The sequence below is a fragment of the Pseudoalteromonas sp. SG44-8 genome, assembly GCF_014164125.1.
Taxonomy (GTDB): Bacteria; Pseudomonadota; Gammaproteobacteria; order Enterobacterales; family Alteromonadaceae; genus Pseudoalteromonas; species Pseudoalteromonas rhizosphaerae.
Window position 1 is genome coordinate 1439 of the sequence record NZ_JACJEQ010000030.1, and the last position, 14173, is coordinate 15611.

Consider the following 14173-nt stretch of genomic DNA (forward strand, 5'->3'; position numbering starts at 1 on the left):
GAACTCGGTGCGCTCCGTGGTGAATAAATCACTAAAAACATTTTACTACCGAGAGCACAAAGGCGCTTCGCTACACAGAGGAAAGACCAGTAAAAAGGAAATATAAATCTATTAACTCTCTAATCACTACCTCAGTGAACTAGGTGCGCTCCGTGGTGAATAAATAACTAAAAACATTTTACTACCGATAGCACAAAGGCGCTTCGCTACACAGAGGAAAGACCAGTAAAAAGGAAATATAAATCTTTTAACTCTCTAATCACTACCTCAGTGAACTCGGTGCGCTCCGTGGTGAATAAATCACTAAAAACATTTTACTACCGAGAGCACAAAGGCGCTTCGCTACACAGAGGAAAGACCAGTAAAAAGGAAATATAAATCTATTAACTCTCTAATCTCTACCTCAGTGAACTCGGTGTTCTCCGTGGTGAATAAATCACTAGAACATTTTATCACTGAAGTGCTGGACTAAACGAGAAGCTCTTTTCCAAACATCCAGTTTTTCAAATTGCATAAAACTTCCCTCTTTAATTTCCTAGCCCCTAGTCACTTACCAAGAACCTGTTTCTTACCCTAGCACCTAGTTACATTTTACTTAACCCGATCCCCACTACCACTGCCGGTTACAGTCATTAATATATATTTAAAGTAATTACCAATTGTCAGTGTATCGATCATTTCGCGATCTGTTTTTGCAAGTAACTCTGGGGTAGACATATCTATTTCATTTACTTGGGCAAGGCCTGTAATACCTGGGCGTACATCAAATACATTTTTAGCATCGCGTGCTTGAGTTAGCTCTTCTTGATTAAATAAACCAGGCCGAGGGCCTACTAAGCTCATTTCACCTTTGAGGACATTCCAAAGTTGCGGAAGTTCATCTAACTTTGTTTTACGCAAAAAACCACCAAAAGGGGTTATTGATGCTGTGCTTGCTAAGTGGCTCGCTACAGATGCAGTGTCAACTGTCATTGTTCTAAATTTGACTAGTGTAAATGGTTTTTTATTACGACCTACACGCTCTTGCGTGAATATAGGTGAGCCGGTATCAAACAAACCAATAATGTATAAAATTACTAAAAATGGTGATGCAAATAACAAACCAAACAGTGAAAACAAAAAGTCGAGTAAACGTATCATTTATAAATCCATTAATTATTTTGTTGAAGGTTTTTCAGCAGCAAGTTTAAAACCATATTCAACTGAGAATGGCGGTTTCCAGTCAAGAGTATTCTTTGTCTGACTAATATCTAACTGTAATGAGCCAGTCAATCTATCGATAACATCGCTCTTGTTGAGCAATTTTCCCGCTAATTTAAAGCACCAAACTGGCACTGGTAGAGCAAAGTTTTTTTTACCTTGCACTTTTGCCATTAATGCTACCATTTCAGCCGTTGATAAATCATGGTCGTCAGAAGCTAAAAACACTTGATTAGCGGCTTTTGGATGCTCAATACACACCCTGATTAAATCAACCAAATTATAAACAGACACTAAACTACGCTTGTTGTTTTTTATAGATCTAAATGGCAATGGCAAGCCTTTGCCTACAAAACGCATCAAAGATGCAAAGTTTGCTTTCACCCCTTCACCATACACTAGTGGTGGACGGATAATCACAACTTCCATACTGGTTTGCTTGCTAAGATCTAGCAATTGCTGCTCTGCCTCTGCTTTAGATATGCCATACGGATCTTCCGCAGCTGATTTATCACTTGCAGTAAAAGAGGCTTGATCACTTGTACTTTCACCGTTCACTTTAATCGAGCTTAAAAATATAAAGCGTTTTACACCTGCTGCTGCTGCTTGTTTAGCTAAATTAAGTGTTCCGTGAGTATTTACGGCCCTAAATTCATTAAGAGGATCACTAGCAACATCATCCATAATATGAACCCTTGCAGCGCAATGCACAACCACATCGACATTTACAAGCGCCTCGTTATAAAGTGAACTCGAGTCCAAATTATGTGTAAAAATATTCCCGAAATTAGACTGCTTTCTTCCAAGTAGGTTTAATTGATAATTGCCTTGCAATTGCTCTACTAAATTATTACCAACAAAACCTGAATAACCTGTTATTAATAGTTTCAATGTTGGCCTTCCATTGCTGAAATGATTTTTCGTGCCGCTTGTTCAACAGAAAAATTCTGTTTCAAAAGTTCAAATGAATTTGATCCCATTTGCTTACGCAGCTCAACTTCTTCTAAAAGTTTAATAGCCCCTTTTAAAAGAGATTCGTCTTCCCCATTCTCATAAGCATAACCTGAATGTGAATCATTAACATACTCAATTAAATCATTCCCAGGATTTACACTACCCAATATAGGTAATGACTGCACCATATAACCTAAAAGTTTGCCTGGAAAGTTATGTGCTTTATGTGTCTTAGCGAGTGTAAATAAACCAATATCAACTTGAGTCAGAATCTCTTTATATTGAGACTGATTAACAGAGGGTAATATAGTTACATTTTGTAAATCTAATTCAGCTTTCATTTGATTTATTAGCTCAAACTCATCGCCTTGACCGACAAATAAAAAATGTGCTTCAGGTCTACATTTCAATCTATCAGCTAGTCGAAGTAAATTAGCCATGTCTTGAGCATGACCTATATTACCACCGTAAAAGAAAATCACCTTATCAGTAAGATTATGCTCCTCTCTTACATCTATCGAATAGCGATTAAATTGAGACGGCACTAAACAAGCCCAATTTAAAAGTACTTCTGTATTTTTATATTGAGAGTTAATGGAAGAAAAACAATCTATATTAGCCTTAGACATTAAGCCAATTTTGTTTGAAGCCTTATAATTTAAGTGCTCAAAATAACGAAAGTATCTACCTATCAAGGAGCTCTCTGAAATCATTCCTTCATCTATCACCCATTGTGGGAACAAATCCCTAAGAACCAAATAAATATATGTATTGTATTTGCGCCGTAATTTATTTGTCAAATTACCGAAGAAGATCGTAGGTGAATAATTTACACATATGTCAAATGGAGCTTGTTCTACTTCTTTTCTAATGGCACTCCACGCATTCAATGATAATAAGCTTTCATTTAATGCTCGTTTGAGTTTTCCGACACCACGCCTTAAGCCTGCACGAAATCGCCAAACGACTACCCCATCAACAGTTTCAATTATTAATTTTTGGCTCTGGTTAGGTAGGCCTGGAGTGATTACAACAACATCATGTCCTTGTTTCATAAACTCATGAGCAAGTTCATGAAACATTTTCGCATGTACTAACGTACTACTCGGTAAGTAATCATCCGGAAGAAGTGCTATACGCATTAATATTTTTTCCACACAACGCGATTTACATAATCTGTATATGAGTGAATTATACGTACAACTTTATCTGATACATTTGGCATACTGTAATCATAAACAGGCCTTAATAACCTTGTAGCCCCAGTTGGCTGAGTTTCTAGTATCTGCAAAGCTTGCATTATGCGCTCTACACCTAAGCCAACCATCATTACAGAGGCTTCCTCCATGCCTTCAGGACGTTCATGCGCTTCTCGTAAATTTAATGCAGGGAAGTTCATAATCGAAGACTCTTCATTTATAGTGCCGCTATCAGACAACACAACTTTTGCATTTTTCTGTAAGTGGTTATAATCATGAAAACCTAATGGCTTCAGTAATTGAATGTTCTTATGAAACTCAATACCTTGCGCTTCAATACGATTGCGTGTGCGTGGGTGAGTTGAAATGATAACAGGTAAATTATATTGCTCTGCAATCTTGTTTAAAGACTCAGCAAGCTTAACTAGTTGCTTTGGCGAATCTACATTTTCTTCACGATGAGCACTCACTACAAAAAATTCACCTTGCTTAAGCCCTAAGCGACTTAATACATCTGATGAGTCAATTCTATCCATATAGTGATTAAGCACTTCGAACATCGGGCTGCCCGTTTTTATAACTCGGTCAGCAGGTAATCCTTCAGCTAAAAGATAATCTCGTGCGATTGTACTGTAAGTTAAATTAACATCAGCAGTATGATCTACTATCCTACGGTTTGTTTCCTCAGGAACTCGCTGGTCAAAGCAACGATTACCCGCTTCCATATGAAATATAGGTACTTTTCTGCGTTTTGCTGGTATGGCTGAAATACAAGAGTTTGTATCACCCAAGACTAGCATGGCCTCAGGGTTTATGTCTTCAAGTACTTGGTCAACTTTAATAATGACTTGACCAATAGTTTCGGCTGCATTTTTACCTGCTGCATTTAAAAAATAATCTGGTTTTCTTACACCAAGATCATTAAAAAAAACTTCATTTAATTCAAAGTCATAATTCTGACCGGTATGAACCAATATATGCTCGCAATGTTCGTCTAGTTTAGCTAAAACACGCGAGAGGCGAATAATTTCTGGTCGGGTGCCAACTACCGACATTACTTTAAGCTTTTTCATTGTTAAACCTTATGAGCTACAGTATCTGGTGCTTTTGGATCAAAATTTTCATTTGCCCATAGCATTACAATTAATTCTTCATCACCAATATTAGTTATATCATGAGACCAACCTGGAACGGTTTCTACTATTTCTGGCTTATCACCATTCGTTATAAGCTCGCTTACTTCATCAGTAACTATATGCCTGAAACCAAATTTAGCCTTACCTTTAATAACTAAAAACTTTTCAGTTTTACAATGATGATAGTGCCCACCACGCGTTATACCCGGGTGCGCTGTAAAAAAAGAAAACTGACCAGAATCTTTCGTTTTTAACATTTCAACAAACATACCACGCGGATCTTCATGTTTGACGACAGAATAGCTGAAGTCCTCAGGCTTTATATAACTGATATAAGTGGCGTAAAGCACCCTATTAAAGCCATCACCTACAGGCTCTGTTACTAATGTTTCACGGCTCTTTTTATAGCTATAAAGGGTTTCTGCAAGCTCGCCTAAAGTTATTTTAAAGGTAGGTTCAACATCTATATGTAGTGTATTTTTTGGTAGATTAGACAATGTATCTAAAAATGAAGTTACAACAGCGCCTATGTGTACTAGGTTAACCTCAGCTTCAGGGTTATTAATTTGAATTGGCAGATCATTAGCAATATTATGACAAAACGTAGCAACTACAGAATTGTAATTAGGTTTACACCATTTACCAAACACATTAGGTAGGCGATAAATATAAATACTGTTACCTGTATCATTATGTAGTGTTGTTAGGTGTGTTTCAGCTATTAACTTACTTTTACCATATGGATTATCTTGCTCAGCTTGAATAGACGATGTATATACAATAGGAATATTCTTACCAGTTCCCTTAACAAGCTCACATAACTGTAATGTTAAATCAGAGTTACCTTCTTTAAACTCACCTTCGTTTTTTGGCCTATTTACGCCCGCCAAGTGAAATATAAAATCAGCTTTTTCTACACCTTCTTTTAACTCTGATTGTGAAGACTCGCGGCTAAACTCAATTATTTCATATTTATCATTTCGCTTTAAACTTACAATTAAATTCTTAGCTATGAACCCAGATGCGCCAGTGATTAATATATTCATATTTACACTCCCTCTGGTACAAATAAATTTCCAGATTCAATTTCACGCATAAAGTCGAGCTTGCGGAGTAGTTGTTTCATACCTTCAACATCCAAACGCTGAGTATTATGTGAATTGTAGTCTTCAATGCTTGAAAGATCTTTTTCACCCTCTTCTGTATATTGAGCATAATTTAAATCACGATTATCAGCAGGTATACGGTAATATTCACCTTGGTCCTGGGCAACAAACATTTCCTCACGGCTACATAAAGCTTCAAAAAGCTTTTCGCCATGACGAGTGCCAATTATATTTACTTTATGCTCAGGCTTTCCAACCATCTCAAGAATAGCTTGTGTTAATACGTCAATAGTTGCTGCCGGTGCTTTTTGCACAAAAATATCACCGTTCTCACCATGCTCGAATGCATGGAGAACCAAATCAACGGCATCGTCCAATGTCATCATAAAGCGAGTCATTGACGGATCCGTTAAAGTAATTGGTGTATTTTCGATAACTTGACGGATAAATAGCGGAATAACAGAGCCACGCGAAGCCATCACGTTACCATAACGAGTACCTGAAATTACAGTATTTGTACCTTCTAAATTACGGCTTTTAGCAACAATCACTTTTTCCATCATCGCCTTTGAGATCCCCATTGCATTAATAGGATATACTGCTTTGTCGGTACTTAAACACACAACACGGCTAACACCATATTTAATGGCAGATTCGAGTACATTTTCAGTACCTAACACATTAGTTTTTACAGCTTCTAGGGGGTAAAACTCGCATGAGGGTACCTGTTTTAACGCTGCTGCATGAAACACATAATCAACTCCACGCATTGCAGTTGAAATACTCTGTGCATCTCTTACATCACCAATATAAAATTTTAGCTTATCAGAGCTAAAATGCTTACGCATATCATCCTGTTTTTTTTCATCGCGGCTAAATATACGGATTTCTTTGATTTGGCTATTTAGGAAACGGCGAAGCACTGCATTACCAAACGAACCTGTGCCGCCCGTTATTAACAAAGTTTTATTTTGGAACATAAAAAGTCCTGAGTTATAGTTAAATTTTATTTAATGATAAACACTTAATTTTAATTTTTTAAGAGTACAATTACATATGCCTTAGGTAGTTAACCAAGCTATGTAATTGAAAAAAGCTGGAGACCCCACCATTCCGAATAGATACCTTTTTAATTTGCTTTTTTTGGTCTGTGGATAAAATCCCTCTCATTTCCAAAAAATTTAAATCTTCTTCGATCAAGCCTTTACTCTGTATTTTATGGAAGAGGTTATAATGAGCCTCACATTGATATTTATTAGGATAAATAACATTACCTCTAGTAAGCTTTGAAATTAGTAAAGTAAGACCATTTGTCGCTTTGAAGCTTAAATTATCTTGAACCTTTTTTATCCCTGATTTCTGTGAAAAACTTTGACCGGTAATCATTTGTCGAGATGAAATGGTCTCAACATCTTCCACACCACATTTAGAAATTAACAGCTCAGATATTCTTTTATTACTACGGACACCCAGAGGTAAAGATAGTACCAACTTTAATAATCTATAGTCGCAATATGGTAAGTAAGTATCACATAATCTATTTTGTTGAAATGCTAGATTAATATGAAACTTTTGGTTACGTTCGAATATATATTTATATTCATCCTTACAGCTAAAGTTTTCATCCTTTGAATAATCAGCAAAGACATTATTTATATCTTTAAATATCTCCTCTTTCACATTGTCTGAAATATAATTTACAGATTTCAGCTTCGAGGACCACGAATCAAAATCATTGGAGCTATGTGTATTTACTGCCCAACCAAAGATAGCATCTGTAAAATAATTAGATATCTGCTTCAAACTCCCACTAGTATTCAACTCTGATAAACAATGTAAAATGTGGCTATGATGAAAACCTATTTGGCCAGCTGTAAAGTTCGCCAAAGACTCTTTATGTTTTAAATAATTCTTGGGAGATAATAAGAATGTTACAGGATCAGTAAAGCCTAAGTTACTACATAACTGCTTGGATAGCTTCAGCTCTAAGCTATTCTCAGTTGCACAAAAAGTGAATGGAGATATCTTCAAAGAGTTATTTAAATATCCCAAGCTTAATCTACTATCTAACCCACCACTTACACCAATTAAATATTTACTTGTTTTAAATTTTGAAAATATTTCATGCAATCTTATATGTATATCTTCAATTACACTTTCTACTTCAGACTCTTTACACTCATGAAAATCAATTTTAAAATACTTATTGACTTTGATTCTGCCAGAAACAATTATCAATTGATGCATCGATGGGAGTTGCTTTAGCTGTTTTACAGGTGTTCTATCAAAAACACAGTTACTGAATAATATTGACTCCCAGAGCCCAGCATGGTCAATTTCCTGTTTTTCTATTTTTGATAAAACCTTAGCAGGGTTTGATGATATAAATAACAAGTCATTATTAACTGCATAATAAACAGGGACAGTACAAAATAAATCATTTTTAATAGAGAAAACACTGTCTTTTAAACTAATTTCTAATCCATGAAAGTAGTCATCCTCAACAAGGGGCTTCTGAGTATTTATATTGACTACACTATCGAGACTTCCAGTATTATAAAGCCCAGAACAGTCAAGTTCAGTAATTACACATTTCTCAATATTGTAAGAACAAAAAAAATCTTTGTGTCGCATCATTTCACCTTTTGCAAATATTCAATATGCGCTTGCAAAAAGCATCTGAAGTATACAAACGCTCATAAGCCTCTATATTATTTTTTCTATATAAGTGCATATCTTCATCATTAATGTTTTCTATAGCATTTTTTATATCATGAGCACTACCTATACTAACGGATCTACCGTTTATTGAATCAGTAAAAATATCAGGTATACCTCCAGCATTTGTTGTTATAACTGTTAATCCGTAACTATATGCTTCTAATATTGACATTGGCTGTCCCTCGTCATAACTTGGTAGTACAAATATATTGGACTTGGAAAAAAGTTCATCTTTTTTATCTTCATAAACTACCCCATGGTAAGTTGCTATAGACCCTAAACTCTCAAGAGCGTTTTTAATTTCAGTCTGGTGTGCCTTTTCAATAGCACCAGCAATATGAACAGCATACTTATCAGTAGACAGTTTCTTAACGGCATCACAAAATTCAAAAAACCCCTTATCAGCCATAAGGTTACTTAAGAATAATATATTTACTCGATGTCCTATAAATAACTTTTTATCAGTTAAGGTTTGAGGGGGTTCTACCCCATTTGCGCAAATTATTATTTTCTCTTTTTCTATTAAGGAAGAATGCTCTTTCTTAATAGTTTTACCAAGCAAAACAAAATTATCAACGAATATAAAAGTGCTACGAATTAAAGCTTTAAATAAAAAGTTAGAACTTTCATAATACAACTTAAACCTTGCTCCGTGAAAATGAATAATACAATGTCCTCGCATAATTTTTGCTAATATAATAGCAGGGCTTATTCTTAAATAACCCAGAACAGATTGAGGAGGTGTAAAATAAAAGACCCCGCCGCGCCTTTTGACAATGAAAAGTAGAAGCTTAATTAAGTTAACCAAAGCAAAAAAAAGGACTGTAATTTTAAATCGACCTTGATCTTTTTTACTTTTGACAGAAGATGATAGTGAAATGTCAAATTTTTGGATATCTATATTATTTTGTGCCTTAAAATAGTTAAATATAGTTTGATTAGCTAACGACATACCATGGATAGGGTTAGGGAAAGGGCCTATTATTGAGATTTTATCTATCATCAGTAAGCCCAAGAATATCAATTGTATCAGCGATTCTTATATCCCAAGTGTGATTCTCATTGGCTAATTTTAAAGCTCGTTCAGCAACGTCCAATCTTACACTTTCGTTTTTCAAGTAGTATTCTATTTTTTCTATCAATTCATTTATTGAGTCGTAATATACTATGTGTTCATTCTCAATCAAAATATCTTCTAGATCTGGATTACGCGTAGTTATATATAAAGCCCCAGTAAAGAGTGCATCAAAATCACGTAACTTCAAAGTTGCTAATTTTCTACTGTAGCTTATATAGCCAATTCCAAGTATTATTTTTGACTTGCCGAAAATCTCAGCACTCTCCTGAGCACTTATCATCCCTGATTCAAAACCAGGACCAAATGCCTTAATGTTAATTCCAGCCTTTTGTAATTTATTTATTAATTTAGCCCTATAACCATAATTAGAACCAATAAAGACAACATCATAAACTTTTTCATTTTCTGGCTTAAAAACATCTTGGTTGCTAGCAAGAGGCCAATATATACAATCCGCTCCATGCTTTGCGTACATCGAAACAGCTTGCTTATAAGTATTTAATGTTAGATCTACACTATTTGCAAGGCCTATGGCACCTGATAATCTGCCATACTTATCCTCTTTCCAATGAACTGGTAACTTATCATCCATAGCTATATTTACAACCATTGAACCTTTATTTCGAATATCCATTAGAACGCTCGGATCCATAAGGTTTGACCACATCTGCCCAATAACCAAATCAACTTCTTTTGCACCTCCACTATCGTTGAATATAGAAAGTAATCGCTCCCCGTTAATTCTTCTTTCGTTGTCAAATATTAAGCCTCTTCGTATATTGGGGACTTGTTGACCATAGGTTCCATCATTTTTTGTAAAAACAATAACATCAGCAACTTTATTCAAAGCTTGTATGAAGCCTGAGTAGTCTTGTTCATAGCATGCTCCAATCCAAATTACTTTAAGGCGATCTCCACGAATATTTGTTTTGAAAGCTTTATCTTTAAATCCTGAAGATAACTCACTGCTGTTTTTACTAGGATTGAGATTATACCTTAGAGAAAGATTTCTATAGTCTCTATGCAGAACCCACTCTTTAAAAACTGCATTAATATTATAAAAAAACTCTATAGTCTTAAACTTTGACTTTAAGCTATTTACTAAATTATAAAAGCTTATTTTTATTGATTCCATTTAGTAATATCTCTCTAAAATTTCTTTTACACGATCCTCTGCCTCATGACCATCTCGTAACAAGCGAGCATGTCCACTATCTGTAACTTTTTGCAAAATATCTGGATTATTTAAGTAAAAAGAAACCTTTTCTAGAAGTTCAGCACAGCTATTGAAATAATCAGCATCGACCCCTTTTTGAAATATAGAATCTAAGTCTTGTGTATATTCAGATAGCATCAAAGTTCCTGCTGCTGGAATCTCAAAGCATCTACGTGTGTAAGTATCTCTATTTAGTTTTGAAAGGAAAACTAAAGCAATTTTTGCTGAATTTAGAGCTAGGTTATAGTCAGCATATAAAGGCTCAATGGGACCATTTAGAAGGAGCAACTTTTTATATAATTTAGACTTTTCCCATCCAGTGCCATAAATTTTGACTTCGAAATCTGTCATTAATAGCTCTAGTAGGTACTGATCTCTACCATCATCTTCAAAATGGCCAATAAATATTATGTCGCAAGAATATTGAGAACTGGATGTGGATACAATCTTATTTCTCTCATGCGTATAATAAGCTCGAAGTAATGATACACTTTTACACCCAGCGCTAATAAACTCATCAACATTATGCTTTCTATAACAAAATAAATGATCATATAATTTTATTCCCCCCATAAAATGCCTCCAGAAATACTTTGGGTATTTTGGAGAAAAAGGATCATCATTGTTGTAACCAAAAATAGTAACTATATTATTCTTTTTTATTTCTTTTAATGTTTTTGGTAAAATGTGTGTACCGCGATATATAAACAATATGTCAGGTTTGTTTTTATTAACAGCTCTTAAAAAATCAGCATTTAACCTTCTAATTACTGGGCCAAATATATATTTATTTTGAAAACGAAAGTATATTGACTTCAAAACATTACCATCAGTTTGATAGCGTTGAGGGTACTGATAATGTTTAAAATATTCTTTCCAACTAAAGCATATTACTTCATGCCCTAATTTTTCGAACTTATTTTTAAATACATCTGCGTATATTTCAGAACCATGCCAATCAGCAGCGATTAATATCTTCATATATGAACTCTAAACTTTACCTGCATTTTTCCTGAAAAGGATTTTTAGGATAATAAATATAAATGGAATCATTTTAAGGCCATTGATTAAACCTGTTGTTGACATCCAAAATGTTGTTAATGTGACGGGTAGAATCAAAAATGCATAAATAGAGAAATGCATTAAATCCTTTTCAGCAAACTTTCTACAAACACCGAATAAAGCGCCCAAGAAGTACATTAAAATTATTCCATAAACTCCAAAATTTGCATAATACTCCCCTTGAGGCGAAACTGCGCTTTGAGTTGACTTTGGCCATCCCATACCACGAGTAATATCATCAATTCCATACCAATCTGGTTTACTTGTATATATAACCCTTGGGACTGGCATCAAAAGCATGTCAAATATAGTTTTACCATAAAGGTAATCTACAGAATAACCATAATTTTTTATAACAGATGCTAGACCAATTAAAGCGCTTCCTGATAAGTTTTTATTAACTTCTTTTAATATAGAAATTTCAGTATCATTCCCTGCTTCTTTTTCAATATAAAACCCTCTCACAGCACCAACAATCAAAAAAGCAGCAACAATAAAAAAAACCACTTTAAAATTATTTTTTCTTTTCATATTATTCGATCTGCTGTTTAGTGAATCAAAGTTATTTTTGTTATTCCCTAAAGCTATAAAACCAAATAAGTAATTTAAAATTGTCCCTCTAAAGAATGTAGTTAGTGACATAAGAAATCCTAGCAAAGGAAGGAAAAAAATTTTCACACTACCCTCACCATTTTTATAATAAAAATAAAATAGATTAGCTACTATAATAAAAATCAAAGTCAATACCAATGGTCTGATAACATTCAAAAAAGATATTATAGGGGGCAGGTCTGAAGCGCTAACAAACCTATTGGTAAGGCTATTGCTTATATATGCGTCAACACCACCATGATAGTTAAAGATAACAATAAAATAAATGGCATAAAATAAAAGGCAAAAAGCAAGCAGTAAGAGCGCTCTTTTTGGAATAAAGACAATAGAGTACCTCTTTACAATGGAAACTTTTTTCCCATTGAAATACCCTAATGAAAACAGAACCCAACCAAAAAAAGAAAAAATAACTGCAATGATTAAGTCTTCAGCCTCTAATTTAGCCATCCAAATTGGATAAATATTAAATTCAGGAAAAGCTATACGTAAAACTGCCGGCATTAAAATGTCTACAATAGAAAGGGCTGTAAATATCGTCCATGGTGATACAAGCTCACCGGTACTATATACATACTTTAATAATTGTATTATCAAAAACGTAATTATTAAAGAAATCATAACTATAGCTATATAATTAATAACTTTTCTCCTTTTTTAGTATTTCAGCCAAAAAATCAACGATTCTTGTAAACAATAAAAAATGTCAATAGAAAATATGAAATGTAAGAAATGCAATAAGAAAATACAGCAGCCTCTAAGCCATATTCTTTTATAAAAAACAAACCAGCACATAACACGACTAAACCTGACACTAAGTTAGGTAAAAATAATTTTTTAGGCTTAAAGTCTACTAGTAAAGATGTAGCGCTAATCATACCACAACAAAATAGGTAGTAGCTTATAAACATCCATGGTAAAGCCCAAGAGTGGATTACGTATATTGAATCAGTTAATTGTTCAACAATAAAACCCGAAAACGCATATAGAAACAAGAACAACAATATCCCAATTAAAATTAAAATTAAAATTAAAATATTAAATTTATGTTTTAATTTATTGCTATTTTCACCCCTACCATTCTCATACATAATAGGTATAAAATATGCCCCAATAATTGACTGCATTACCATTGGTATTATTATAGCTATTGATGAAATTGCTGTGAACATTGCCACTTCAGATGTCTCACCATGAAGCTCTAAAAACCATCTCAGAGACATATCTCTTATCCAACCAAAACTAGCCCATAACAAGAGAGGAGAAGAGAAGATTAAAACCCTAAACCAAATAAGTTTAAACAGTTTATATTCTATATTCTTAAGCATATCAATATTAAAATAAGAACATATAAAAACACTCACAAAATTTGCGAATGTATACGTACTTATAACAAAATCAAGTTCTAAATTACTAAAAAAATATGTAATAAAGGATAAAAGCACTAACTTTATTATAAACTCGGCAAGTATTGATTTAGCATAAGTTTTACGTTGCCGATCTGCGTTAACAATACTTCGCGTAAACACTTTGTAAATTTCAGATACAATAAATAAAGCAATTAGAAAGAAGTGATTTACCCAGTAGCCTCCAAATGAAAAACTTTGTAGAATAATGTAAGCTACAAATATATACAATATTATTAAAGCTGATACACCTAACACCATTGAAATGTAAAATTCACTCTGTTTATTTTTTTTATTGTATATACTTCGATACCTATAAAACCCTTGCTGAATAGCAGTAAAAGGTACTGTCAAAACAAAAGCACTGACTGACATAACTAGTGCGAACAAGCCATAGGCAGCAACTTCGAGCTCGCTGGTTAATACCTTTATTAATATAACCCCAGACGCTAATTGAATAAACTGAGCTAAAATGGTCCACATTAG

The 14173-nt window shown here is 34.0% G+C and carries 12 protein-coding genes; all 12 read right to left on the reverse strand.

Annotation, left to right across the window (positions count from 1 at the left end; all coding sequences use genetic code 11):
- Positions 1-591 precede the first annotated feature (591 nt).
- The 12 genes from H5163_RS17580 to H5163_RS17635 all read right to left on the reverse strand — a co-directional run bounded on the left by H5163_RS17580 (position 592) and on the right by H5163_RS17635 (position 14170).
- Complete coding sequence (locus H5163_RS17580; protein ID WP_182735632.1) at positions 592-1140, reverse strand: sugar transferase; 549 nt, start codon at positions 1138-1140, stop codon at positions 592-594.
- 15 nt (positions 1141-1155) lie between these two features.
- Positions 1156-2091: an SDR family oxidoreductase gene (locus H5163_RS17585; protein WP_182735633.1), complete on the reverse strand. Its 936-nt coding sequence runs from the start codon at positions 2089-2091 to the stop codon at positions 1156-1158.
- The gene (locus H5163_RS17590) at positions 2088-3296 is read right to left on the reverse strand and encodes a glycosyltransferase family 4 protein (protein ID WP_182735634.1); all 1209 of its coding nucleotides are present in this window, start codon (positions 3294-3296) and stop codon (positions 2088-2090) included. Before H5163_RS17590 ends, H5163_RS17585 begins: the two co-directional genes overlap by 4 nt.
- Positions 3296-4426 carry a non-hydrolyzing UDP-N-acetylglucosamine 2-epimerase gene (gene wecB, locus H5163_RS17595; RefSeq protein ID WP_182735635.1) on the reverse strand — a complete coding sequence of 377 codons (1131 nt, stop codon included), beginning with the start codon at positions 4424-4426 and terminating at the stop codon, positions 3296-3298. Before wecB ends, H5163_RS17590 begins: the two co-directional genes overlap by 1 nt.
- Positions 4427-4428: 2 nt before the next feature.
- Positions 4429-5535 (reverse strand): UDP-2-acetamido-2,6-beta-L-arabino-hexul-4-ose reductase, encoded by a 1107-nt coding sequence (locus H5163_RS17600; protein ID WP_145236644.1) that lies wholly within the window; start codon positions 5533-5535, stop codon positions 4429-4431.
- A 2-nt stretch (positions 5536-5537) separates the two neighbouring features.
- Positions 5538-6575, reverse strand: a complete 1038-nt coding sequence (locus H5163_RS17605; protein WP_182735636.1) for a polysaccharide biosynthesis protein — start codon at positions 6573-6575, stop codon at positions 5538-5540.
- A 70-nt stretch (positions 6576-6645) separates the two neighbouring features.
- A complete protein-coding gene (locus tag H5163_RS17610; RefSeq protein WP_182735637.1) occupies positions 6646-8232 on the reverse strand; it encodes a hypothetical protein in 1587 nt (528 codons plus the stop codon).
- Position 8233: 1 nt separating this feature from the next.
- Positions 8234-9319, reverse strand: a complete 1086-nt coding sequence (locus H5163_RS17615; protein ID WP_182735638.1) for a glycosyltransferase family 4 protein — start codon at positions 9317-9319, stop codon at positions 8234-8236.
- Entirely contained in the window at positions 9309-10529 is a 1221-nt protein-coding gene (locus tag H5163_RS17620; protein ID WP_182735639.1) for a glycosyltransferase, read from the reverse strand. Before H5163_RS17620 ends, H5163_RS17615 begins: the two co-directional genes overlap by 11 nt.
- Positions 10530-11591, reverse strand: a complete 1062-nt coding sequence (locus H5163_RS17625) for a glycosyltransferase (RefSeq protein ID WP_182735640.1) — start codon at positions 11589-11591, stop codon at positions 10530-10532.
- 9 nt (positions 11592-11600) lie between these two features.
- The gene (locus tag H5163_RS17630; RefSeq protein WP_182735641.1) at positions 11601-12902 is read right to left on the reverse strand and encodes an O-antigen polymerase; all 1302 of its coding nucleotides are present in this window, start codon (positions 12900-12902) and stop codon (positions 11601-11603) included.
- A 56-nt stretch (positions 12903-12958) separates the two neighbouring features.
- Entirely contained in the window at positions 12959-14170 is a 1212-nt protein-coding gene (locus H5163_RS17635; RefSeq protein ID WP_182735642.1) for a hypothetical protein, read from the reverse strand.
- Between the last annotated feature and the right edge of the window lie 3 nt (positions 14171-14173).